General features: G+C 63.3%; 21 protein-coding genes and 2 tRNA genes. 5 read left to right on the top strand and 18 right to left on the bottom strand.

Going from position 1 to position 23,725, the window contains the following annotated elements:
• The first annotated feature begins 30 nt into the window (after positions 1 to 30).
• On the top strand, positions 31 to 2,220 hold the full coding sequence (locus B5E67_RS09640; RefSeq protein WP_087384981.1) for an alpha-galactosidase: 2,190 nt from the start codon (positions 31 to 33) through the stop codon (positions 2,218 to 2,220).
• A gap of 83 nt (positions 2,221 to 2,303) precedes the next feature.
• Here the strand turns inward: B5E67_RS09640 and B5E67_RS09635 are convergent, their stop codons facing one another.
• From B5E67_RS09635 to B5E67_RS09595, 9 genes are all read right to left on the bottom strand, one after another.
• Positions 2,304 to 3,215 carry a CorA family divalent cation transporter gene (locus tag B5E67_RS09635; protein WP_087384979.1) on the bottom strand — a complete coding sequence of 304 codons (912 nt, stop codon included), beginning with the start codon at positions 3,213 to 3,215 and terminating at the stop codon, positions 2,304 to 2,306.
• A gap of 21 nt (positions 3,216 to 3,236) precedes the next feature.
• The gene (locus B5E67_RS09630) at positions 3,237 to 3,719 is read right to left on the bottom strand and encodes a hypothetical protein (protein ID WP_087384977.1); all 483 of its coding nucleotides are present in this window, start codon (positions 3,717 to 3,719) and stop codon (positions 3,237 to 3,239) included.
• A 12-nt stretch (positions 3,720 to 3,731) separates the two neighbouring features.
• Positions 3,732 to 5,210, bottom strand: a complete 1,479-nt coding sequence (locus tag B5E67_RS09625) for a DNA methylase (protein ID WP_087384976.1) — start codon at positions 5,208 to 5,210, stop codon at positions 3,732 to 3,734.
• 18 nt (positions 5,211 to 5,228) lie between these two features.
• Positions 5,229 to 5,540, bottom strand: a complete 312-nt coding sequence (locus B5E67_RS09620; RefSeq protein WP_087384974.1) for a hypothetical protein — start codon at positions 5,538 to 5,540, stop codon at positions 5,229 to 5,231.
• A 253-nt stretch (positions 5,541 to 5,793) separates the two neighbouring features.
• A complete protein-coding gene (locus B5E67_RS09615; RefSeq protein WP_087246597.1) occupies positions 5,794 to 6,798 on the bottom strand; it encodes a GGGtGRT protein in 1,005 nt (334 codons plus the stop codon).
• Positions 6,799 to 6,812: 14 nt separating this feature from the next.
• Complete coding sequence (locus B5E67_RS09610) at positions 6,813 to 7,505, bottom strand: hypothetical protein (protein ID WP_087246556.1); 693 nt, start codon at positions 7,503 to 7,505, stop codon at positions 6,813 to 6,815.
• 489 nt (positions 7,506 to 7,994) lie between these two features.
• Positions 7,995 to 8,792, bottom strand: a complete 798-nt coding sequence (locus tag B5E67_RS09605; RefSeq protein ID WP_087384973.1) for a DUF4097 family beta strand repeat-containing protein — start codon at positions 8,790 to 8,792, stop codon at positions 7,995 to 7,997.
• A 347-nt stretch (positions 8,793 to 9,139) separates the two neighbouring features.
• The gene (locus tag B5E67_RS09600; protein ID WP_087384972.1) at positions 9,140 to 10,285 is read right to left on the bottom strand and encodes a glycerate kinase; all 1,146 of its coding nucleotides are present in this window, start codon (positions 10,283 to 10,285) and stop codon (positions 9,140 to 9,142) included.
• Positions 10,286 to 10,401: 116 nt separating this feature from the next.
• Positions 10,402 to 11,724: a Sapep family Mn(2+)-dependent dipeptidase gene (locus B5E67_RS09595; RefSeq protein WP_158098871.1), complete on the bottom strand. Its 1,323-nt coding sequence runs from the start codon at positions 11,722 to 11,724 to the stop codon at positions 10,402 to 10,404.
• Positions 11,725 to 11,926: 202 nt separating this feature from the next.
• On the opposite strand from B5E67_RS09595, the gene yfcC reads away from it, so the two are divergent.
• Positions 11,927 to 13,444 carry a putative basic amino acid antiporter YfcC gene (gene yfcC / locus B5E67_RS09590; protein WP_087384971.1) on the top strand — a complete coding sequence of 506 codons (1,518 nt, stop codon included), beginning with the start codon at positions 11,927 to 11,929 and terminating at the stop codon, positions 13,442 to 13,444.
• Positions 13,445 to 13,608: 164 nt separating this feature from the next.
• Here yfcC and B5E67_RS09585 read toward each other — a convergent pair.
• Positions 13,609 to 13,682 (bottom strand) — tRNA-Arg (locus B5E67_RS09585).
• A 123-nt stretch (positions 13,683 to 13,805) separates the two neighbouring features.
• Positions 13,806 to 13,888: transfer RNA gene (locus tag B5E67_RS09580), tRNA-Leu, on the bottom strand.
• 167 nt (positions 13,889 to 14,055) lie between these two features.
• Between B5E67_RS09580 and B5E67_RS09575 the strand changes: the two genes are divergently transcribed.
• Positions 14,056 to 14,898: a polysaccharide deacetylase family protein gene (locus B5E67_RS09575; protein WP_087384970.1), complete on the top strand. Its 843-nt coding sequence runs from the start codon at positions 14,056 to 14,058 to the stop codon at positions 14,896 to 14,898.
• Positions 14,899 to 15,165: 267 nt separating this feature from the next.
• Here the strand turns inward: B5E67_RS09575 and B5E67_RS09570 are convergent, their stop codons facing one another.
• The 7 genes from B5E67_RS09570 to B5E67_RS09540 all read right to left on the bottom strand — a co-directional run bounded on the left by B5E67_RS09570 (position 15,166) and on the right by B5E67_RS09540 (position 21,421).
• Complete coding sequence (locus B5E67_RS09570; protein WP_087384968.1) at positions 15,166 to 16,299, bottom strand: SLC13 family permease; 1,134 nt, start codon at positions 16,297 to 16,299, stop codon at positions 15,166 to 15,168.
• 75 nt (positions 16,300 to 16,374) lie between these two features.
• Positions 16,375 to 17,778 carry an aminopeptidase gene (locus tag B5E67_RS09565; protein ID WP_204246544.1) on the bottom strand — a complete coding sequence of 468 codons (1,404 nt, stop codon included), beginning with the start codon at positions 17,776 to 17,778 and terminating at the stop codon, positions 16,375 to 16,377.
• Between the two features lie 67 nt (positions 17,779 to 17,845).
• Positions 17,846 to 18,406: a lytic transglycosylase domain-containing protein gene (locus tag B5E67_RS09560; RefSeq protein WP_242956910.1), complete on the bottom strand. Its 561-nt coding sequence runs from the start codon at positions 18,404 to 18,406 to the stop codon at positions 17,846 to 17,848.
• 2 nt (positions 18,407 to 18,408) lie between these two features.
• A complete protein-coding gene (gene coaE, locus B5E67_RS09555) occupies positions 18,409 to 19,029 on the bottom strand; it encodes a dephospho-CoA kinase (protein ID WP_087249218.1) in 621 nt (206 codons plus the stop codon).
• Positions 19,026 to 20,051, bottom strand: a complete 1,026-nt coding sequence (locus B5E67_RS09550) for an L-threonylcarbamoyladenylate synthase (RefSeq protein ID WP_087249220.1) — start codon at positions 20,049 to 20,051, stop codon at positions 19,026 to 19,028. Before B5E67_RS09550 ends, coaE begins: the two co-directional genes overlap by 4 nt.
• 44 nt (positions 20,052 to 20,095) lie before the next feature.
• The gene (prfA, locus tag B5E67_RS09545; protein WP_204246545.1) at positions 20,096 to 21,154 is read right to left on the bottom strand and encodes a peptide chain release factor 1; all 1,059 of its coding nucleotides are present in this window, start codon (positions 21,152 to 21,154) and stop codon (positions 20,096 to 20,098) included.
• A 69-nt stretch (positions 21,155 to 21,223) separates the two neighbouring features.
• The gene (locus B5E67_RS09540; RefSeq protein ID WP_087384964.1) at positions 21,224 to 21,421 is read right to left on the bottom strand and encodes a DUF951 domain-containing protein; all 198 of its coding nucleotides are present in this window, start codon (positions 21,419 to 21,421) and stop codon (positions 21,224 to 21,226) included.
• Between the two features lie 178 nt (positions 21,422 to 21,599).
• Between B5E67_RS09540 and B5E67_RS09535 the strand changes: the two genes are divergently transcribed.
• Both B5E67_RS09535 and B5E67_RS09530 read left to right on the top strand, forming a co-directional pair.
• Entirely contained in the window at positions 21,600 to 22,535 is a 936-nt protein-coding gene (locus B5E67_RS09535) for a S1 RNA-binding domain-containing protein (RefSeq protein ID WP_087384963.1), read from the top strand.
• 88 nt (positions 22,536 to 22,623) lie between these two features.
• Positions 22,624 to 23,196: a DUF4364 family protein gene (locus B5E67_RS09530; RefSeq protein ID WP_087384961.1), complete on the top strand. Its 573-nt coding sequence runs from the start codon at positions 22,624 to 22,626 to the stop codon at positions 23,194 to 23,196.
• The last annotated feature ends 529 nt before the right edge of the window (positions 23,197 to 23,725 follow it).

Below are 23,725 nucleotides of genomic sequence, written 5' to 3'. Positions count from 1 at the left end.
CGCCTCTGCGCGTTTTGGGAGGCTTTTTGTATGCGCAGACCCGAGATTTTGTTCGACGACAGCCTGCACGCCGTCCATCTCACCAACGGCGTCATCAGCTACATCATCCAGGTGGTGGACGGCCGGTATCTGGTCCACCGGTACTTCGGCCCCGCCCTCCGCCGCTGGCACGGCGGGGGCCAGCCGGTCTACTTCAAGCGGGGGTACAACACCTGCCACGAGGAGTGTTCGGTGCCCAACGTCTCCTTTGACGATTTTCCCTTTGAATACCCCGCCCGCAGCCGGGGAGACTTCCGGATTCCCGCCGTGGAGGCCGAGGCGGACGGAGTCCGTCACACCCAGCTGGACTTTGTATCCTGGCGGGCCCTGGAAGAAAAGCCGGCCCTGGAAGGGCTGCCCGCCGCCTTTGCGGCCCCCGGCGAAAGCGCCACCCTGGAAATCACCCTCTCCGACCCCGCCGCCGGGCTGACGGTGCGGCTGTATTACACCCTGTTCGCCGGGCTGGGGATTGTGGCCCGCCATCAGGTGGCGGAAAACACCGGCTCCCGGCCCCTGACCCTGCACAACCTGCAGAGCGCGTCGCTGGAACTGCCGGCCCTGCCCTGGGAGATGCTGATCCTCTACGGCACCCACGCCAAAGAGGCCAACGGGCAGCGGTTCCCGCTGCACCACGGGATCCAGCGCATCGAGAGCGTCCGGGGGTCCAGCAGCCCCCAGCATCAGCCCTTTTTCGCCCTGCTCTCCCCCGACGTCACCGCCGACCGGGGGCTGGCGGTGGGGTTTCATCTGGTGTACAGCGGGAACTTTCTGGCCCAGGCGGAGCTGGACCAGTTCGGGATGGTGCGGGCCCAGATCGGCCTGCACCCCGAGGGGTTCGCATGGCAGCTGATGCCCGGGGAGCGGTTCACCTCTCCCGAGGCCATCCTCAACTGCACCACCGGCGGCCTCAACGGCCTGCGGCAGAACTTCCACCAGCTGTACCTCCATCACCTGATGCCGCCCCGGTTCGCAGAGGCGGAGCGACCCATCCTCCTCAACTCCTGGGAGTCCATGTATTACGACGTGACCCTGTCCAAAATCGAGCGCCAGGCTGAGCTGGCCCGGCAGCTGGGGGTGGAACTCTTTGTGCTGGACGACGGGTGGTTCCGGAAGGGCAATTCCAGCCGGGACTCCATGGGGGACTGGCGGTGCAACCTGCGCAAGCTGCCCGGAGGCATTCCGGCGGCGGCCCGGATCGTCCACGGCAAAGGGATGAAGTTCGGCCTGTGGTTTGAGCCGGAGGCGGTCACCGCCGACAGCGATCTGTTCCGCCAGCATCCCGACTGGGTTTTGCAGACCCCCGGCTATTCCATGACCCAGGGCCGCCACGAATACCTGCTGGACCTGTCCCGGCCTGAAGTGGTGGACTATCTCTTTGACGTGCTGGACGGCTATCTGCAAAAGAGCGGCATCGACTACATCAAGTGGGACATGAACCGCCCCCTCACCGACTTTTGTTCCCTGGCCCCCGGCGCCCGCCAGGGGGAAACCGCCCATCGCTATGTGCTGGGGCTTTACCGGCTTCTGGAGCGGATCACCACCGCCTATCCCCGGCTGCTGATCGAGGGATGTTCCAGCGGCGGCGCACGCTTTGACCCGGGGATGCTCTATTATGTGGCCCAGAACTGGACCAGCGACAACACCGACGGCCACGACCGTCTGGCCATTCAGGCGGGGTACAGCCTGCTGTATCCGCCGGTGGCCATGGGGGCCCATGTCAGCATCACCCCCAACCACCAGACCGGCCGCGTCACTCCGCTGGACACCCGGTGGCAGGCGGCCCGGCTGTTCAATCTGGGCTATGAGCTGGATCTGACCCTTCTCACCCCGGAGGAGCTTGCAGATCTGGCCGGGCAGATCGCCCAGCGGAAAGCCGAGCGCCGCTGGGTCCAGTCCAGCCGGTTTTTCACCCTGGACCTGCCGGGGCCCTACACCGGCTGGGCCGCTGTGGCCCGGGACGGCAGCCGGTGTCTGGTGCAGGTGTTCCAGACCCGGTACGACCCCCTCTTTGCCCACACGCCGGTGCGGCTGTCCTTCCTGGACAGAGACGGCCTCTACCGGGACGCCGCCTCGGGCCAGCTGTACGGCGGGGACGAGCTGGCCACTCTGGGCCTGACGGCCCCTCTGATCAAGCAGGACGACGCGGCCACGGTCTGGGAACTCATCCGGGAACCGGGTTAAAACCGCCCTCATAACGCAAAAATCCGTACCTATGGCAGAAGGCGCCGGGGTACGGATTTTTTATGCAGTGGGAGGGGATGCCCTCACCAGAACTTTTTCTTTTTCATGAGATAGAGGCACAGCAGAACAATCAGGGCGCTGGCCACGATGACGGCGGGATAGCCATACTTCCAGGTCAGCTCCACCATGCCGGTAAAGTTCATGCCGTACCACCCGGCCACCAGGGACAGGGGCAGGAAGATGGTGGTGACGATGGTGAGAATCTTCATGATCCGGTTCTGCTGCAGGTCCATCTCCGCCTGGAACATCTCCCGCAGCTGCAGGCCATATTCCCGCAGGGCTTTGGTCTCCTCCAGCAGGCGGCCCAGACGCTTTTCCACCCGGTGGAACATCTGCGCCTCGGTGTCGGACAAGTCGCCGTTTTCCTGCAATTCACAGACCAGCTCGTCCATCTGGGTGTAATATTTGATCCAGCGGGAAATTTCCTTCCGCAGGACCATCATGCCGGCGTTGAAGTTTTCCAGCCGGCCCGCCGACACTTCGTCCTCCATCTGGGAGAGGCGGTCTTCCAAAGACTGCAGGTGGCGCAGGTCCTTCTCCACCAGCAGGGCCAGAAAGCCGCAGAAAAAGCCGTTGGCGCTGGTTTCCTTCTGGGGGTTCTCCTTCCGCAGGCGCTGCACCATGGAGTGGGCCGTGCCGCTGTCGTCGCACAGCACCACCAGGTCCCGGGACAGCAGATACCCAAAGGCAATGGGGTCCCCGTTTTTGGCCTGGCGGGGCGTCACAATGGTGCCGTTCCGGTACCCCCGCCGCACCTCTGCCTTGCAGATGCGGGCATCCCGGGCCAGGGGCGTATGGCAGACCAGGTGATCCCGGTCCTCCTGGTCCATCCTGCGGGACAGCTCCTCTGAGGTGAGAAGCAGCACCGTGCCGCCGGTTCCTTCCGCCGGCTCCTCTGCGGGCGCCAGGCCATCGGACAAATTGTATCGATACATCCAGTCCCCCATCCTTTCCGTTTACCAGATTGCTTCCACATCTTCCAGGGGAATGTCCAGCCGCTGCCCTTTCCCGATGCCCGGCCCCTGATGGGGCGCGTCCCGTTCCAGGCGCAGCAGCTGCGCCGCCGGGTCCACCTCCTGGACGTACCCGGTGACCGTCTCATAGCTGCCCACCGGCGGGTTTTCCGGGTGAATGCGGTCGGGGCAGAAATACCGCACCGTCACCCCATCGCCCCGGGTCAGCCGGGCCAGCTTTTCGGACAGGGCAGCCTGTTCCTCTTCCGACAGGCCCGCCCTGGGCACGCGGCGGGTCCGGGCACTCTCCTCCGACAGCTCCTCGTCAAAGCCCCGCAGGGCGGCAAAGGGGCTGAAGATCTTGGCCCGGCTGCCCAGCGGCATCCGGGGATGTTTGCGGGAGGGTTCGGGGCGGGACAGGGGCAGAATATCCCCATACTTCTGCGCCGCGGCCCGGCCCTCCGGGGTGTCCTTCCAGTCGGTCATCTTCTTCCCCTCTCATTCTGCCTTGTGGCCCCCAATCCGGCCGTTCCGATCCCGCATGGTGGCCCCTTCCAGGTAGTTGGTGCCCTTCAAAATGGCGTTTTTGCCGAACTTCTTTTTCAGGCCCAGCATGGTCTCCTGAAGGCTCTTTTCCTTTTCCAGCTTGGAGGTATCGGTGAAAAAGTCGGTCTGGAAAATCCCCTGATCCTTCACCACCCGATTGGCCGTCAGGGTCAGCCGCCGGACCGTCAAACGGGGGTTGACGATCTGGTCAAACAGGTTCAGGACCGCCTCGCTGAGCTGGCTGCCCAGGTTGCTGGGGGCGTCCAGCCGGGTGCTGCCGTGGGCCGGCTTGGGCAGGCTGCGTCCATACCGGTCCACCTGCACCGGCCCCCGATAGCGGCCGGTATCGCAATTTTCCCGGTCGTAGCCGATATCCAGGGTGAGCCCGTCGGTGACCAGACCCTTGTCGGTCAACTGGTAGACCATGCTGTCCACCATCTCCTGCACCACAATGCGGGCCTTTTCGCAGGGGTACGGGCAGGACAGCACCTGCCCTTCGCACAGGCTGTTGGACTCAGGGCGGTAGGCGTTGATCTCCTTCATGCCGCAGGGTTCCAGGCCCCAGGCGTGGTCGATGAGGATTTCCGCATTGACCCCGAACTCCTGAAACAGCACCTCCTCGCACTGGATGCTGGCCCGGGCCAGCTCTCCCATGGTGTGGATGCCGTGTTTTTCCAGGCGGCGCACCGTGCCGGGGCCCACCTGCCAGAAATCGGTCAGGGGCTTATGGTCCCACAGCAGATACCGGAAGGATTCTTCATCCAGCCGGGCAATCCGCACCCCGTCCTTGTCGGGGGCGGCGTGTTTGGCGGTGATATCCATGGCGAGCTTGGCCAAATAGAGGTTGGTTCCAATTCCCGCCGTGGCGGTGATGCCGGTGGTGTACAGCACCTCCCGGATCATGGTTTTGGCCAGCTCGTGGGCGGTCATCTTGTAGTGGTCCAGATAGGGGGTGGCGTCGATGAACACCTCATCAATGGAGTAGACCACCATGTCCTCGGGGGCCACATATTTCAGGTAGATGCCATAGACCTGCCGGGACACCTTCTCATAATAGGCCATCCGGGGCGGGGCCACCAGATAGGAAATTTCCAGGGTCGGGTCTTTGGCCAGGGCGCCGGCGTCGTAGGAGGGCTCGGACAGGCAGTATCTCCCCTCTTTCCGCGGGGCGGCGCCGCTGCGGATGGCGGCCCGCAGCCGGGCGGCATTGGCCTCCCGGACCTTCTGCACCACCTCGAACAGCCGCGCCCGGCCGGGGATGCCCAGGGCTTTCAGGGAGGGCGACACCGCCAGGCAGATGGTCTTTTCGGTGCGGCTGGCGTCCGCCACCACCAGGTTGGTGGTGAGAGGGTCCAGCCCCCGGGCGGCGCACTCCGCCGAGGCGTAATAGCTTTTCAGGTCGATGGCAAGGTATGTGCGCTGTTTCGGCATCCAAACTCCCCTCTTTGATTAGACCGTTTTCTCCACAAACCACCGGCCCAGCCGGCCGGTGAACCGCGGGTCAATGTGCTCGAAAAACAGCAGTTTCTCTTTGCCCTGGATCAGGACGGTGAAGCAGTCCCCCGGCAGGCTGCTGCCCGCCATCCCTGCCGGGCGGAAATCCCGCACCTGTTCAATGGGAAAGGTGCGGCCGTCCGCCCAGGTGATGGAAACCGGCTGCATATAGCCGGTGGAGTCGAACTCCGAAGTCACCTTCACATAGACCCGCCGGGTGCGGGGCCGGACGGACGCATCCGGGGTGCAGGGGCGCCTGGATTCCATCGAGATCACCTTCCAAACTCTGTATCAGCCCACAAAAATGGATTCTGTCTCTATGGTATCACGTCTATGATTGGTTGTCAATGTTATATCGAGAACAACCATTTGTTTTGGTACATTTTCAACATCTGTTCCCGGATGAGGCTGGCCCCGCAAACAAAAAACGTGCCGATGACCCCCAAAGGGAAATCATCGGCACGTTCTATTTTAAGCTTAGCCCGGGGGGACTTGTACCCCGCAGGGTTCAGGCCTGGGATCAGTCGTTCTTGGTTGCCTCAGAAACAGCGACAGCCACAGCGACGGTAGCGCCAACCATCGGGTTGTTGCCCATGCCCAGGAAGCCCATCATCTCGACGTGGGCGGGAACCGAGCTGGAGCCGGCGAACTGAGCGTCCGAGTGCATACGGCCCATGGTATCGGTCATGCCGTAGGAAGCGGGGCCAGCTGCCATGTTGTCGGGGTGCAGGGTACGGCCCGTGCCGCCGCCCGAAGCCACCGAGAAGTACTTCTTGCCCTGCTCGATGCACTCCTTCTTGTAAGTGCCGGCGACAGGATGCTGGAAGCGGGTGGGGTTGGTGGAGTTGCCGGTGATGGACACGTCCACCTTCTCCAGGTGCATGATGGCGACGCCCTCACGGACATCGTCGGCGCCGTAGCAGCGCACAGCTGCGCGCTCGCCCTTGGAGTAGGGAATCTCGCGGACGATGTTGACCTTGCCGGTGGCGTAGTCAAACTGGGTCTGCACGTAGGTGAAGCCGTTGATGCGGGAGATGATCTGTGCAGCATCCTTGCCCAGACCGTTCAGGATAACCCGCAGGGGCTTGGTACGGGACTTGTTGGCATTCTTCACGATGCCGATGGCGCCCTCAGCAGCAGCGAAAGACTCGTGGCCGGCCAGGAAGGCGAAGCACTCGGTCTCGTCGCGCAGCAGCATGGCTGCCAGGTTGCCGTGGCCCAGGCCGACCTTGCGGTCATCGGCCACAGAGCCGGGGATGCAGAAAGCCTGCAGGCCGATGCCGATGGCCTCGGCAGCCTCGGGAGCAGTCTTGCAGCCCTTCTTGATGGCGATAGCGGCGCCGACGGTGTAAGCCCAGCCGGCGTTCTCGAATGCGATGGGCTGGATCTCCTTCACGATCTTGTAGGGATCGAAGCCCTTGGAGGTGCAAATTTCCTTCGCCTGCTCCACCGACTCAATGCCGTACTCGTGCAGAACGGCGTTGATGTGGTCGATGCGGCGTTCATAACTTTCAAACAGTGCCATTTTCATCCGCCCCTTTATTCCACTCTGGGATCAATGTACTTGACTGCGTCTGCAAACTGTCCATACACGCCCTTGGCCTTCTCAACTGCCTCAGCAGCGTCCACGCCCTTCTTCAGTGCGTCGGTCAGCTTGCCCAGGTTCAAGAACTCGTATCCGATGATCTCATTGTTCTCGTTCAGGGCCAGCCGGGTCACATAGCCCTCGGCCATCTCCAGGTAACGGGAACCCTTCAGCTTGGTGCCGAACATGGTGCCCACCTGGCTGCGCAGGCCCTTGCCCAGGTCCTCCAGGCTGGCGCCGACGGGCAGGCCGCCCTCAGAGAAAGCGGTCTGGGTGCGGCCGTAGACGATCTGCAGGAACAGCTCGCGCATAGCCACGTTGATGGCGTCGCAGACCAGGTCGGTGTTCAGGGCCTCCAGAATGGTCTTGCCGGGCAGAATCTCGGAAGCCATTGCTGCAGAGTGGGTCATGCCGGAGCAGCCCAGGGTCTCCACCAGAGCCTCCTCGATGACGCCGTCCTTGACGTTCAGGGTCAGCTTGCAGGCGCCCTGCTGGGGGGCACACCAGCCCACACCATGAGTCAGACCGGAAATGTCCTTGATTTCCTTGGCCTGCACCCACTTACCCTCTTCGGGGATGGGAGCGGGGCCGTGATATGCACCCTTCGTAACCGGGCACATATGCTCTACTTCGGTGGAATAGATCATAATATTACCTCCTTTTTTCAATGATGCCCTCCCGACGGCAAAACGCCTTGGCCCAGAGCAAAAAAGCTGACGGTTCCGCAGGCATCCTAAGCTTGCAGAAGTCGTCAGCTTACAATAAGCAAAGCACTTTAGGCATTCGCCACGTGAGAACTTCATTCCCGACCTGATTATAGCACATGTTCCCGGGTGATGCAACCCTCCTTTTTTCGATTTCTTTTTGGATCCGGCCCCGGGCCGTCATCTTTCATCGAGCGTTCGCGGATTCACAGGGGTTTCACACGATAAATTTTTGACAATTTTTTTGAATTCCCCTGTCCCGGCCGGTCCGGGAGGGCCCGGACAGCGGGTGGGAACCGGCCTTCGGGGCGGTTTTCCGGGTGCAAAACGCCGCGGCGGGCGGGGCTTTTGCGCGATCCTTACCTTAAAAGAAAAGCGCCGGCTTCCGGAAAGGAAAACCAGCGCTTTTGTTTTTGTCAAACAGAACCCGGGTCACGGCCGGGAAACGGTTCCGCTGCTCCAGTTGAAGATGCCCGCCTCGCTGAAATAGGAGGCCTTCACATTCTTGTAAGAAGTAGAACCCAGGGCAGACTGGACGATGAGTTCATGGGCCGTCACATCTTCCAGGGAGACGCTGCCCACAGCATTGCTCACCGTCACCTGTCCGGAGGCGGTGACGTTCTTGACCACCACGCCGCCGACGGCGCCGTCGATCTCAGCGTTCCCAATCTGGGAGTCGCGCACAGTTACCTGACCGACAGCGCTGGCGGTGTTCAGCTGATCCGCCTGGATGCCGCTGAGCTCCACCGTGTTGACCGCGGATTCCGCCGTCAGCTGGGAAGCCTTCACCCCCTCCACCGAAAGGGTCCCCACCGCCAACGCCACCGAAAGTTCCTGGTACTGCTTTTGAGGCAGGGTGATGACCAGATCATGGTCGGGCCGTCCGGAAACGGTTTTGCCGTCCATCCTAATCTTAAACAGGGACATGTTCTTCCCTGCGAATTCCTCCGTCGTTGTCTGGATGCTCAGCAGGCCGTCCTCCACCGAAATGGTGTAGAGGGGCTTTTCGGTGGTGTCGGCGTAGTCCACCGTGATGTGGTCGGTGTCGGCGGTGCGGATGGTGACGTTGGAGATCGCGTCCTCCACGCTGATCCGGTCGATCTGCTGGGCCGTCTGGAACTGACGGGGCACAAGGTCGGCGTTTTCTTCTGCCGAGGGCGCAGCAAAACCGCACAGCAGGCCGGCGCAAAGCAGGCCGCAAAGCACTTTCGATACCCATTTTGTTTTCATCGACACGATACTTCCTTTCTGATTTTGAAACCTTTTCCGGCCACGCCTCCCCGGGGGCCTTTGTTATTATTTAAGCACCCCGGCAGTACCCTTGCAACCTTTTTGCAGCAAAAGGCAGGAAACCGGCGGCCAACGGCGGCTCCCGGTGCACAGGGCCGAACCACTGTAGACGCCGTCCCGATCCCGGCGGTCATCGGGCCAGAAGGCCGCCGGGGCGGAATACGCAGGATATTCCATAGCGTTCCAAAGGCCCGGGCGGCATCTGCCGGACCTTCTGAATACAGCAAGACCTCCCGCAGCAGGTTTCATTCTGCCGCAGGAGGTCTTTTTTCATGGTCTGAATCTTTTTACCGTCCCCGCATCTTCATGCCGCAGCGGATCGAGCGAAGCAACCGGCAGGCGGCGTCCAGGTAGAGGTCCTCGCTGTGGGCCATGGCGTCCTCCAGACTCATCACCCCGCTGACGGTGGTTTCCACGCTGCAGATGCCGTGGCGGTAGATTTCCTCGTAGCCGGCCAGCAGGCCGCCCACAATCGCCACCGCCGGCACCCCGGCGCGCTTGCAGCGCTCGCCCACGCCGGCGGGCACCTTGCCGAAGGAGGACTGCCAATCCATCCGGCCCTCGCCGGTGATGACCAGGTCTGCGCCTTCCAGCTTTTGGTCGAAGTGGATCAGGTCCAGCACCGTCTCAATGCCCGGCCTGCGCTGGGCGCCCAGAAAGGCCATCAGGGCAAAGCCCAGCCCGCCGGCGGCGCCGGCGCCGGGCTGAAAGGCGGCGCTGACGCCGGTCACCTGTTCCGCCAGGGCGGCGTAGCGGCTCATTCCCCGTTCCAGCTGCTCCACCATGGCGGGGTCGGCCCCCTTCTGAGGGCCAAAGGTATGGCTGGCGCCGCTGGGGCCCAGCAGCGGATTGGTCACATCGCACATCACCGTAAAGGCGGTCTGGGCGGCGGCGGGATGCAGGCCGCTCAGGTCGATGGTCTGCACCCGGGCCAGGTCGGCCCCGCAGCCTTCCAGCGGCTCCCCCTTTTCATCCAGAAACCGCACACCCAGGGCCGCCAGGGCGCCCATGCCGCCATCGTTGGTGGCGCTGCCCCCCACCGCGATGGTGATATCCCGGATGCCCCGTTCCAGGGCGTCCCGGATCAGCTGGCCGGTGCCATAGCTGGTGGCCCGCATGGGGTTGCGCTGTTCCGTGGGCACCAGAGGCAGGCCCGAGGCCTGGGCCATCTCGATGATGGCCCGCCCGCCGGGCAGCAGGCCATAGGATGCCTGCACCGGCGTTCCCATGGGGCCCCGGACTTCCACCGTCCGGACGCTTCCCTGCAGCTCGGCCACCATGGCCTCCATGGTCCCCTCTCCGCCGTCGGCCACCAGCATCCCCTCGGTGACCGCCTGGGGAAAGACCTGCCCCACCGCCTTCTCCAGCAGCTGGACAATGCGCTGTGAGGTCAGGGACCCTTTGAATGAATCCGATGCAAGCAAGATTTTCATTGCGGTTTTGCCTCCTCTGTCCAATCAGTCTGGCCGCGCCGGTCAGGCGGTCTGCTCCGCAGAGCAGGCCCTCCAACCGGGCGTATCGGTTTCTTTTTGCGGTGATTCCGAGCCGGTCAGCCCTCCAGCACCAGAGAGGAGAAGGCGCGGCGGTACACTTCGGCTGCCTCCAGCAGCTTTTCGATGGACACCCGCTCGTTGGGCTGGTGCTCGGTGGTGGGGCTGTGGGGCATATTGGCGCCGAAGGCCACGCAGTTGTCAAAGGCCCGGGCAAAGGTGGCTCCGGCCGAGATATAGGGCTCGGTCTCGGCGTCCCCGGTGACTTCCCGGTAAGCCTGGAGCAATTTGGACACCAGCGGGCTGTCCAGGGGGACATGAATGGGGCGCAGCCAGTCAAATTCCTCCACCGTCAGGTGATAGGATGCGGCCTTTTCCCGGACAATCGCCAGAATTTCCTCTTTCTCCCGGGTTACCGGCAGCCGCAGGTCCAGGGACAGGACCGCGCCCTTTTCATTCAGCGCAAACTTGCCCAGATTGACGGTGACCGGCCCGGAGAAGTCGGACAAATCCCCATCGGTGAAGCCCTCAAACCGGAACTTTCCATCCAGCACATCGCAGGCAAAGGCGATGGCGTCATGGGTGAAGCCGGCCCTGCGGAGGGCCCGCAGCAAATTCAGGTTGGCGCTGACCCCTTTCCAGGGGTTTTTGGCGTGGGCGGTGATGCCCTCGGCCGAAACCTGGGTTTCGGTGCAGTGGAACGGAAGGCCCAGTTCCCCGAGCGCCTGCTCCACAGCAGCATTCCGGGGGCACTCGGCGTGGGAGGAGACGGCGTTCATGCTGTCGCCGCCCTGGCAGGGCAGGGCGAACGGCGCATCCGACTTCAGCTGCAGCTGCAGCAGGCCCTTTTCCGCATAGGTCAGGGGGAAGGTGGAGTCAGGCACAAAGCCGCTGACCGGCTTTTCCTCCCGGCCGCAGTAGGCGTGGATGGAATCCCACATGGTTTCCTCGTCGATGCCGAAGATGAACCGCACCCGCTTGTTCAGGGTACGGCCCTCATCCAGCAGGGATTTCAGGGCATAGACGGCGGCCACGCTGGGCCCCTTGTCGTCCTGGGTGCCCCGGCCGCACAGCCAGTCCCCCTGGACCACGGGGCAGAAGGGGTCGTGATCCCAGCCGTCCTCCTGCCGGGCCTGCACCACATCCAGGTGGCACAGCACCCCAAAGAGTTCCCCTTCCCCGATTTCGGCGTAGCCATACATCCCGTCGGGGGCCTTGAAGGTGCGGAACCCCAGCTCCGCCATCATGGACAAGGCCGCGTCCAGACAGTGATCCACGGCGGGGCCGAAGGGATATTCGCTGCTCTCGGAAAAGACCGACGGAATCTCCACCAGCCGGCTGACGGCGGCGACGATTTCGTCCTGGTATTTACGCATCATCATACTGTGACTCCTGTGGCAAAAACTTGTTTTATACGGCACATACAGAGTCATTATAGCGGGTTCGGGCCGCATTTTCAATTATTTTCCGATTTCACATTGCATTCTTTTGCATTTTACGTTACTATAGGGAAGTGTGTGTCGCGGTGTACCGAAAAAAACAGGGCATGCGGCGCTGAATTTTCATTCAGGGAGTGAATGTTTTTTGGAAAATCAAAAGAAAAAAGCCATCCAGATGCCGCATACCTATGTGATCATCTTTGCGGTGGTGGTGCTCTGCGCCGTGCTGACCTACCTGATCCCGGTGGGCAGCTTCCAGACGCAGGAGGTCAGCTACATGGTGGGGGACACCGAAAAGACCCGCACCGTCATTGCGGCGGACAGCTTCGCCTACCAGCTGGACGAGGCCGGCAACCGGGTGCGCAACGGCGTGGCCCTGTTCGGCACCGAGGATTTCGGCGGCCAGGGCATGCTCAACTATGTGTTTGAGGGCCTGACCTCCGGCGACAAGACTGGCAGCGCCGTGGGCATTGTGGCCTTTATCCTGGTCATCGGCGGCGCCTTCGGCATTGTCATGCGGACCGGCGCGGTGGATGCCGGCATCCACGCCATGATCCGCAAAACCAAAGGCCGGGAAGTCGTCCTGATTCCGGTGCTGTTCACCCTGTTCTCTCTGGGCGGAGCGGTCTTCGGCATGGGCGAAGAGGCCATTCCCTTTGCCATGGTCATTGTGCCCCTGACCATCGCCATGGGCTACGACGCGGTGGTGGCCGTCTGCGTCACCTATGTGGCCACCCAGATTGGTTTTGCCACCAGCTGGATGAACCCCTTCGGCCTGGCCATTGCCCAGGGCATCGCCGGGGTGCCGGTGCTGTCCGGCGCCGGGTTCCGGATTGTGATGTGGGTGGTGTTCACCCTGGCCGGCGTCCTCTTCACCATGGTATACGCCCACAAGATCAAGAAAAATCCCCAGTCCTCCATTGCCTATGAGAGCGACGCCTACTACCGCAACCAGATGACCCAGAGCGACGCCGCTTCGGCCCCCTTCACCCTGGGCCAGGGCCTGGTGCTGCTGACCATCCTGGTGACCATCGTCTGGACCGTCTGGGGCGTGGTGGTGAAAGGCTACTATATCCCTGAAATCGCCTCCCAGTTCTTTGTGATGGGCCTGGTGTCCGGCATCATCGGATGCATCTTCAAGCTGAACGACATGCGGGCCTCGGACATCGCCTCCTCCTTCCAGAGCGGCGCCGCCGACCTGGTGGGCGCAGCGCTGGTGGTGGGCATGGCCCAGGGCATTGTGATTGTGCTGGGCGGCACCGATCCCACCACCCCCAGCGTCATGAACACCATCCTGTACACCCTGGGCAACCTGCTCAGCGGCGTGCCCGGTGTGCTGGCTGCCTGGCTCATGTATGTGTTCCAGAGCCTGTTCAACTTCGTGGTGGTCTCCGGCTCCGGCCAGGCCGCCCTCACCATGCCCATCATGGCGCCTCTGGCCGACCTGGCCGGCATCACCCGCCAGGTGGCCGTTCTGGCCTACCAGCTGGGCGACGGCCTGACCAACCTCATCGTCCCCACCTCCGGCTGCCTGCTGGGCGTCCTGGGTGTGGCCCGTCTGGAATGGGGCAAGTGGGCCAAGTTCCAGATTAAAATGCAGGGCATGCTCTTCGTGCTGTCCACCATCTTTGTGATTGTGGCCGTCATGATCGGTTTCGCCTGATCGAACCCTGAACCCCGGGCGCGGCTTTTCCGCTGAGGAAAAGCCGCGCTTTTTTGTATAGCTTTGTGACCGGGCGGGCGCGGGCTCTCTCCCTGCCCCGGAAAACAAAAAAGCGCGGGAACCCTGACGCAACGTGGTCGGTCAAGGTTTCCGCGTTCCTGCTATGTCCCTAGCGCGATTCGAACGCGCGGCCTTTCGCTTAGGAGGCGAACGCTCTATCCAGCTGAGCTATAGAGACCTATCCGGTTGGGGCGGCGCGGATGGGGCGCCGCCGGAAATATGGAAAAGCCTTTTTTGGGAAAAGGCCCTGTTACAATAAAACGAGTGTCCTTACAGCGTTTTGCTATAAGAGCACCCGTCATGGTGCGAGGGAAGGGATTTGAACCCTCAAGGTTACCCACACGCACCTCAAACGTGCGCGTCTGCCAGTTCCGCCACCCTCGCATATCTATCCGCGGCGCCCTTTGCCGGGGCCGTGTGCGAACTGCTTGATTATAATAGCACAGTTGGACTCCAAAGTCAAGCCGTCAATTTGTTTTTCAGGGGTTTCATAGAAATTTTTCCGCCTCATATGCTGTTACTGAATTCTTTCCCACGCAAGGAGGCATTCTATGCAGTTTTCATTTTTCCGGGCGCACGGCGCGGTGCGCACCCTCCTGCTGGCGGCCGTCAGCGCCGTGGCAGGGTTCGGGCTGGGGTGGGGCCTGTCGGCGGGTCCCCTGGCCCTGTGCCGGGCCGAGGACCTGACCGCCGCTCCGGACACCCGCTTTCTGGAGGCGGTGGCCGCCCAGCAGGACACCAACGTCTCGGGCGAGGACACCGCCGCCCGCCGGGTCTGTCTCACCTTCGACGACGGCCCCAGCAAGACCACCCCCGCCGTCCTGCAGGCGCTGGCGGCTGAAAACGTCTCCGCCACCTTCTTTGTGGTGGCCAACGAATCCAACGAAAAGCACCTGCCCCTGATCCAGCAGGCCCAGCAGGCCGGCCATGAGATCGCCCTCCACTCCGCCTCCCACAAGTACAGCGACATCTACCGCAGCACCGACGCCTTCTGGAACGACATCGACCTGCTGCGGGAGCGGCTGGCCCCCTATGCCGACGCGTCGGCCATCCGGTGTCTGCGGTTCCCCGGGGGCAGCACCAACACCGTCAGCCGGAAATACGGCGGCAGCGGCATTATGGCCGAGCTCAAGACCCAGGCCGAACAGCGGGGCTGGCGCTGGGTGGACTGGAACGTCTGCGCCGAGGACGCCGCCGGCGAAAAGCTCTCTGCCTCTGAGGTGTATTACAACGTCACCCACGGCAGCGAGGGCCTGGACCGCTGCATCGTCCTGATGCACGATTCCGCCACCACCGGCACCACCGCCGAGGCCCTGCCCGACATCATCCGCTGGTACAAGGACAACGGCTACACCTTCTGCACCATCTCCCAGCTGTATGACGAGCTGGCCTGACCCGGCCCCCAGTTGGCAGGCTCGCCGGGGGCGTCCCTGTGTCCGGGCGTCCAAACAAAAATCCGCCGCTTCCGCGCCCCGCAGGGCCGAAACGGCGGACTTTTTATCGTTTGCGGTGTTTAGGAGGGTTCCCTTCCGGGAAAACCTGCCCCGTACTTCCGGCGGGGGGCGGTTTTCACTCCCCTGCCCGGGCGGATTTTGGGTCCGGGCGGGGTAGCCATCCCAGGAAAACCCGGTCAGACCGCTGTCCCCCGGCCGGGCCGGCCGTCACAGGGACAGCACTGCCCACAGGCCCAGCAGGGCCGCCAAAAACACCACATTGGACAGGGTGAACAGGGCGAAGTACTTTCCCTTCCCCTCCGGCTCCTCCCGGGCAATCTGGCGGTAGGAAATCAGGCTGGCCATGGAGGCAATCAGGGTGCCCAGGCCGCCCAGGTTGGTGCCGATGATGAGGGCCTGGGTGTTCTGGGTGAAGCCGGACAGCAGCAGCGCCGCCGGGACGTTGCTGGTGACCTGGGAGGCCAGCACCGACACCAGCACCTCCCGCCCGGCGATGATCCCCTGCAGCCAGCTGGAAAAGGCGGGAATCCGGCCCAGGTTGCCGATGAAGATGAAGAAGGCCACAAAGGTCAGCAGCAGCGAATAGTCCACCCCGCCCAGGGTATCCCGGTCGGCCGCCAGGGCCGCCAAAAACACCGCCGCCAGGGCTGCCCCATAGGGCAGCACCCGCATCACCGCCAGCAGGCAGACCACAAACAGCACGCCATACATGCCGATGATTCTGCGGCTGGAGGGGGCGTTCTGGCGGGACTCCAGGAAGGGCCCCGACCCCGACCGCTGGCCCCGGCACACCAGCACCGCCCAGGCCACCAGCATCACCAGGGATGCCAGGCTGTAGGGCAGCATCAGGGCCACAAAGGCCCCCATCCCCATGCCGCTCTTGCCGTAGAGGTAGAGGTTCTGGGGGTTGCCGATGGGGGTGAGCATACTGCCCAGGTTGGCCGCCACCGTCTGCATGCACACCACCGGCAGGGCCAGCTTCCGGCGCATTTCGCCGCCCATGCTGTCCAGCACCGCAAAGGTGAAGGGCACAAAGGTCAGCAGGGCCACGTCGTTGGTGATGAACATGCTGCCGAAAAAGCACAGACCCACCAGCACCAGCACCAGCTGCATGGTGCCGCCGCTCAAGGCCAGCAGGGCCCGGCCCATCCGGTCAAAGACGCCCTGCCGCCGCAGGCCCGCCATCACCGTCATCAGGGAAAACAAAATCGCCAGGGTGCGCCAGTCAATATACCCCAGATAGGCCGCGTCCGGCCGGACAAAAAAGGCCGAAACCACCGCCAGGGCCGCCGCCACCGCCAGCACCGTCTCCTGTTTGAGAAACTGCTTGAGTTTTGTCATACGATCCTCCCCCAACCCGCAAAAGGAGCGGCGCAGGCTGACGCCGCGCCGCTCCACGGGGTTACGCTTTTGGGTTTACTCCTTCGCGGCTGCAAAGGTGCTGAACGCACGGTAAGCCATGTACAGGTCGGTCTTGCTGACCACCTCGAAGGGAGAGTGCATGGACAGCACCGGCACGCCGATGTCCACCACGGGGATGCCGTAGCGGGCCACCTCGGTGGCCACGGTGCCGCCGCCGCCCAGGTCGATGCGGCCCAGCTCGCCCACCTGCCATGCCACGCCGGCCTCATCCAGCATACGGGTCAGGTAGCCCATCTGCTCGGCGGTGGCGTCGTTGGCAGCGCTCTTGCCGCGGCTGCCGGTGTACTTGAAGAAGGCCACGCCGCGGCCTGCATAGGTGCCGTTCTGGGGCTCGAATGCGCTGGCCCAGGTGGGGTCATAGGCGGCGGTGACGTCCGCCGACAGGCACAGGCTGCTGCGGAAGGCGCGGATGGAGTCGGCGCCCTGGCAGGCGCACAGCTGGCGCAGCCAGTCATAGGTGAAGGCGCTGCCCATGCCGGTGATGCCGTAGCTGCCGATCTCCTCCTTGTCTGCCAGGACGCAGACGGTGGTGTAGGCGGGGTTCTTGACCTCGATCTCGGCCATCAGGGCGGGGTATGCGTCCACGCGGTCATCCTGGCCGTAGCCGCCGATCATGGACCGGTCAAAGCCGATGTCGCGGGCGGGGGTGGCGGGGACGATCTCCAGCTCGGCGCGGGTGAAGTCCTTCTCGGTGATGCCGTACTTCTCGTTCAGCAGCATCATGGTGCTGAGCTTGACCTTCTCCTTGATGTCCTCGTCGGCCACGGCGTCGGAACCAATCAGGATGTTCAGCTCCTCGCCGCGGATGCCGTCGGACAGCTCACGCTTGTTCTGCTCGGCGCTCAGGTGGGGCAGCAGGTCGGTGATGCAGAAAGCGGGATCCCCCACGTCCTCGCCCACCTGGACGGTGACCGAGCTGCCGTCGGCGCGGGTCAGCACGCCATGGATGGCCAGGGGCATGGTGGCCCACTGATACTTGCGGATGCCGCCGTAGTAGTGGGTCTTGAAGTAGCTGAAGTGGGCAGCCTCATACAGGGGGTTGGGACGGATGTCCAGGCGGGGGCTGTCGATGTGGGCGATCATCAGGCGGAAGCCGTCCTCCAGGGAGCGGGTGCCGATGGTGGCGCACAGAACCACCTTCTTGTGGTGGATCCAATAGACCTTGTCGCCGGGGTTGTACTTCTTGCGGTCGTCAAACAGCTGATAGCCGGCGTCCTGCAGGGCCTTCTCAGCGTAGACGGCTACCTCCCGCTCGGTCTTGCAGCGGGTGATGAAATCCTTGTAGCCCTCGGCAAAGTCTGCGGCAGCCTGGCGCACAGCGGCGTCCTTGTCCGACTTGTACTCGGGCTCATACAGAAGCTCTTTGGCCTTCTTCTGCATTTCGGTCAGTTCTTTCATAGTGTATACCTCGTTTTCCATCCGAAGGGCGGAGCGGGGAGCGGCCCGCAGACGCCCTTTTTCATTTTTATATACTGGAGCCGTACAGCTCCGTATAGCGTTCATAGCTGCGGAGAATCTTCTCCACGTAGTGGTTCATGTTGCTGTAGGGGAAGCTGGGCAGGGTCCGGCCGTCCCCCGCATAGTCCTCGCGGTTGAGCAGGCTGTCCACCGTCCCCCACCCGCTGTGATAGGCCGCGGCCGCGGTGGCCACGTCCCCGCCGTACCGGTCCAGGCACAGCCGCAGGTAATACGCCCCGAACCGCACCGCGCAGTCGGGGTCATAGAGGTCGTCAAAGGTCAGGTCCTCCTGGGGGGCCAGCTTGGTCTTGAGCCAGTCGAAGGTTTCCTCGGTCATCTGCATCAGGCCGCGGGCCCCCATATTGGACACCGCCTCGGGGTCAAAGCCGCTCTCGGTGCGGATAAAGGTATAGATCAGCAGGGAGTCCAGGTCATATTCCGCCGCGTAAGTATGGACGATATCGGGGAATTTGCAGGGGTAGAGCTGCCGCTCCACCTGGCGCACCAGGGCCGGCATACAGGCCAGCACCACCACCGCCAGAATCAGGGCGATGAGTCTCTTTCGCACGTTCAAATCCTCTCAACCGCACCTCCCTTTGCCTGGGCCAGCAGCTGGTCCACCAGGGCCTCGGCCTTTTGGCGCAGCTGGTCCCGGGTGCCGTCGTTTTCCAGCACCACGTCCGCCCGGGCCCGCAGCCGGGCCTCGGGCAGCTGGGCGTCCAGGCGGCGCCGGGCCATTTCGGGCCGGATGCCGTCCCGCAGGACAATCCGCTGGACGCTGGTCTCATAGGGGGCGGCCACCACCACCAGGCGGTCCCACGCCCCATCCAGGGCGCTGCCCACCAGCACCGCCCCGTCGATGACAAAGAGGGGGCTGCCGGCCTGACGGGCCGCCCGGCCCGCCGCCTGAATCCCCTCTACAATGGCGGGATGGGTGATGGCGTCCAGGGCCTGTTTGCCCTCGGGGGTGGCGAAAGCCCGGTCCGCCAGCAGGCGGCGGTTGAGCACCCCATCCTCCAGGATATCCGGCCCGAACCGTGCCGCCAGCTTCTCCAGCACCGGCGAGCCGGGCTGCAGGATCTGGCGGGACAGCTGGTCGGCGTCCACAGTGGGGATGCCCCGGGCCACAAAACATTCGGTCACGGTGGATTTGCCGCAGCCGCTGCGGCCTGTGATGGCTACCGTCATCATAGGTCGATCACCCGGAACGCCGCGGCGCGGATCAGGCGGTTGTACACCGCCATGGACACGCCGTCCTTCTGGGGGCAGCGGGCGTAGACCACCCGGTCCCCCTGTTCATCCAGGGCCCGCAGGCACCGGAAAATGTGTTTGGACTGGTCCGCCCCGTCCCCTTCCCGGCCGTATTCCACGCAGGGGAAAGGCAGCCGGGCCGCCTCGCCGGTGAAGCACAGGCAGGCGGGGTCCTGGTCGGCATGGGCCTGGACATAGGCCTTGAACTGGTCAAAGCTGCCGTTCAGGATGGTGATATCCGCCTTGGGGGCGTAATGTTTGTACTTCATGCCGGGGCTGCGGGCCACCTCGCCCTCGGCCAGCTTTTCCAGAATGGCCCCCGACAGGACCACTTCCTCCCCCAGGGCCCGTTCCAGGTCCTCCAGGGTGATGTAGCCGGGGCGCAGGAGGGTGGGTTTCTCCCCCACCACCGACACCACGGTGGACTCCACCCCCACGGCACAGGCCCCGCCGTCCAGAATCAGGGGCAGGCGGCCCTGCATATCGGTCCAGACGTCCTGGGCGGTGGTGGGGCTGGGTTTGCCCGACAAATTGGCCGACGGCGCCGCAAAGGCGCAGCCGCTGGCCTCGATGACACGGCGGACCACCGGGTGGCTGGGCATCCGGATGCCCACCGTATCCAGCCCGGCGCAGCACTCGTCTGCCACCTCGGGGCCCCGGGGCATGATGATGGTCAGCGGACCCGGCCAGAAGGCCGCCGCCAGCAGCTGGGCCCGCTCGGGGAACTCGCTGACCAGGCCCGGCAGCATCTTCACATCGTCAATGTGGACGATGAGGGGGTTATCCTGGGGTCGGCCCTTGGCCTCAAATATCTTGGCCACCGCCTTGCCATTGCGGGCGTCGGCGGCGATGCCGTACACCGTCTCGGTGGGCAGGGCCAAAATCTCCCCCTGCCGCAGCAGGGCGGCCGCCCGGGCAATTCCCGCGTCGTCCGCCGGGCAGAGAAGGGTTTCAATCTCCATAGTGATTCATCTGCTTTCCAGTTTTCAATTCTCGTCCGGGCCGCTCAAAGCCGGGACAGCTTTTCGGCCTGTTCCTTCATAATCAGGGCGTCCAGCACCTCGTCCAGGTTGCCGTCCATCACCTTGTCCAGGTTGTGGACGGTGAGGCCGATCCGATGGTCGGTGCAGCGGTCCTGGGGGAAATTGTAGGTGCGGATCTTTTCGCTGCGGTCGCCGGTGCCCACCTGGGCCTGGCGGCCGGCGTTGATGGCGCTCTGCTGTTCGCTCTTTTTCTGGGCCAGCAGCCGGCTGCGCAGGATTTCCAGGGCTTTGTCCTTGTTCTGGAACTGGCTGCGCTCGTTCTGGCACTCCACCACCATGCCGGTGGGCAGGTGGGTGATGCGGATGGCGCTGGATGTCTTATTGATATGCTGGCCGCCCGCCCCCGATGAACGGAAGGTGTCGATCCGCAGATCCTTCATGTCCAGCTCCACCTCCACCTCCTCGGCCTGGGGCAGCACCGCCACCGTGGCCGTCGAGGTGTGAATCCGGCCCTGGGTCTCGGTGTCGGGCACCCGCTGCACCCGATGGACCCCGCTCTCAAATTTCAGGCGGCTGTAGGCGCCCTGGCCGTTGACGGCGAACACTGCCTCCCGGACGCCTCCCAGCTCGGTCTCGCTGAGGTTGAGCAGCTCCATCTGCCAATGCCGGGACTGGGCGTACATGCTGTACATCCGCACCAGGCTGTGGGCAAACAGGGCCGCCTCTTCCCCGCCGACGCCGCTGCGCACCTCCACGATGACGCTGCGGCCGTCGTATTCATCCCGGGGCAAAAGAAGAAGTTTGAGAGAATTTTCCAGTTTCGCCGCGGATTGTGTTTTTTCGCAGATTTCCTGCTGTATCATTTGCTTGAAGTCCGGCTCCTGGGCATCCTCGCCCGCGAGCAGGGCTTTTGCCTGTGCCAGGTGATCCAGCTCGGTCTGCCAGGCCCGCCAGGTGTTCACCACCGGCTCGGCCTCGTGGTATTCCTGCATCAGCTGCCGGAACTTGGCCGGGTCCGCCGTCGTCTCAGGCTGGTTCAGCCGGTGGGACAGCTCGGCAAAACGCCGGCTCACCGCCTCCATCTGTTGTTCCAGGTTCAAAAAAGGTTCGCTCCTTTCTGCATCGAAACGTTTGCTCCCATGCAAAAGCGGCTAGCGCTCCCCTTCCGGGGTGGGCTTGATGACCTTTTTGATGTTCTTTTCGATCTTGACCCGGGGCAGCATGACCTCGCGTCCGCAGCCTGTGCAGCGGATGCGAAAATCCATCCCCACACGCAGCACCTCAAAGCTGGAGGCGCCGCAGGGATGCTTTTTGCGGGTCTGAATGATGTCTCCGACGGCGATATCCATGGGCAGGCTCCTTTCCTGGCTGGCTGTGCGGCCGCCGACGCCGGCGGGGCCGCATTCCATAGTATAAACCAAACGCATGTAAAAAGCAAATACCCTACAAAAAATTCGCATATGCTGTTACCAGGCCGCCTGGCCGTCTGGCCGCAATGCAACTGAACCGAAGAAAGAGGAATGAAAGATGATGCAAAGCTTCAGAACCGAAGGCAACTATCGTGACGCGTCCCGCCTGAGCAGCGCCGAGCTGCGGGCCGCCATGGCGGGGGGAGAAATCCTCCAGAGCACCGCCCTGGCGTTCGACACCCAGCGCCAGCTCCGCTTTGAGCTGGGCGGGGTGCGTGGGATCATGCCCTTCGCCGAATGCGCCGAGGGGGCCGGCACCGGCGCGGTGCGGGACATTGCGGTGCTCACCCGGGTGGGGCGGGCCACCTGCTTTGTGATCGAAGGGCTTGAGGAGGACGCCCAGGGCCGGCCCTATTACCGGCTGTCCCGGGCGAGGGCCCAGCAGATGTGCCGGGAGGAATATCTGGATACCCTGGCCCCGGGGGACATTCTGCCCTGTGCGGTGACCCACATCGAATCCTTTGGGGCCTTCTGCGACGTGGGCTGCGGCATCAGCGCCCTGCTGCCCATCGACTGCATGTCGGTGAGCCGCATCTCCTCCCCCGCCGACCGGGTCAGCGTGGGGCAGCAGATCCTCTGCGCCCTGCGCAGCCGGGACGCCCAGGGCCGGTTTGTTCTGACCATCCGGGAGCTGCTGGGGACCTGGGCCGAAAACGCCGCCGCCTTCTCCCCCGGGGAGACGGTGGTGGGGATTGTCCGCAGCATCGAGGAGTACGGCACCTTTGTGGAGATCGCGCCCAATCTGGCCGGGCTGGCCGAGAGCTGTCCCGACCTGCGCCCGGGCCAGGCCGTCAGCGTCTACATCAAGAGCATCCTGCCCGAAAAAATGAAGATCAAGCTGGTGATCGTCAACCGCACCCTGGGCCAGAACCACCGCTTTGACCTGCAATATTTCGTCACTGAGGGCCACATCGACCACTGGGTCTACTCCACCCCCGAGAGCAAAAAGCAGATCGTCACCGAATTCGCCTGCCCGGCCCTGAATCCGGCTTGAAATCCGGGCCGAAACCTTTTATACTGGTAGCATACGCAAGCTCTATGGCGGGCCATGCCCGCCTCATCATAAAAGGATGTGAAGAAACATGGCTGAACGCGACGCCTTTACCGCCGGGGTCCGGCCCGGCGGACTGACCACCGGCACCGAGATCCGGCTGCTGCTGTGTTATCTGGTGCAGAACACCGGCGCGGTGTCCCAGCATCAGCTGGAAACTGCCCTGATGGACACCCAGCTGGTGAATTATTTCGAGATCGGTTCGGGGCTGGACGACATCCGGCGTCAGGGTCTGGTGCAGGTGGATGCCGAAGGGCTGTTCACCATCACCGACAAGGGGCGCAAGGTGGCCGGGGAGCTGGCTTACGACCTGCCCCGCAGCGTCCGGGAAAAGGCGGTGGCCGCCGTACTCAAGGCACAGCTGTGGTCCCGCAAGCGGGCGGAGTACAGCGCCACCATCACCGAGGGCGAAATGGGCCGCTGCACCGTCCACTGCACCATCAACCGCCTGGACGAAAAACTTTTCTCCCTGGACCTGGGGATGCCCGACCGCCTCACCGCCGAACAGGTGAAAAAACAGTTCATCCTCAAGGGCAACGAGATCTACCAGCTCCTCATCAACAAGCTGACCGAAGAGGAACCTACTTTTTCGGAGAAAAAGTAGGCAAGTTCCTTTTTCGAGTTCCTTTTTCGAGAAAAAGGAACCAAAAAGCTTTTCACCTGGTACCGCTGACTGCTGTGGACTTCACCAAGCCCTGCCGGCGGCAAACTTTCAGCCGCTTTATGAGGCTCCCGGCCTGCGGCCCGGTGAGTCCGAGGTTTCGGATGACCTGATTTTCTTGTCCGGCACGTCTGAAAAAGCAACAACAAAGTCCCCCGCTTCTCAAAAAGAGGCGGGGGTTTTCTGTTGTTATAGGCTTACCCACGGGCCCCGCGACCGCCAGAGCGGTCGCACTCAGCAATCGGAGCGGCGGGCAAAAGCCGTTAAGAAAAACACCCGTGCCGCCGTTTGAGGCCCTGTAAGTTTCCACGGGCCAGGCATGACAGTGTTTTTTAGGCTTTTGAACGCCGCGACTTCCCTATCTGGGTCCAGGGGTCTCCCCTGGTCGTTAGGGTGGGTAGGGAGTCCAGAGGGCCTAGGGAGGGGGAGTCGAAACCCCCTCCCTGGCCCTCTGGCCCCAGCGGAGCGGAAA

It is taken from the genome of Faecalibacterium sp. An122 (assembly GCF_002160895.1).
In the GTDB taxonomy this organism is placed as follows: Bacteria; Bacillota; Clostridia; order Oscillospirales; family Ruminococcaceae; genus Faecalibacterium.
Note: the sequence above shows the minus strand (reverse complement) of the source record. Positions and strands in the feature narration are given on the sequence as shown.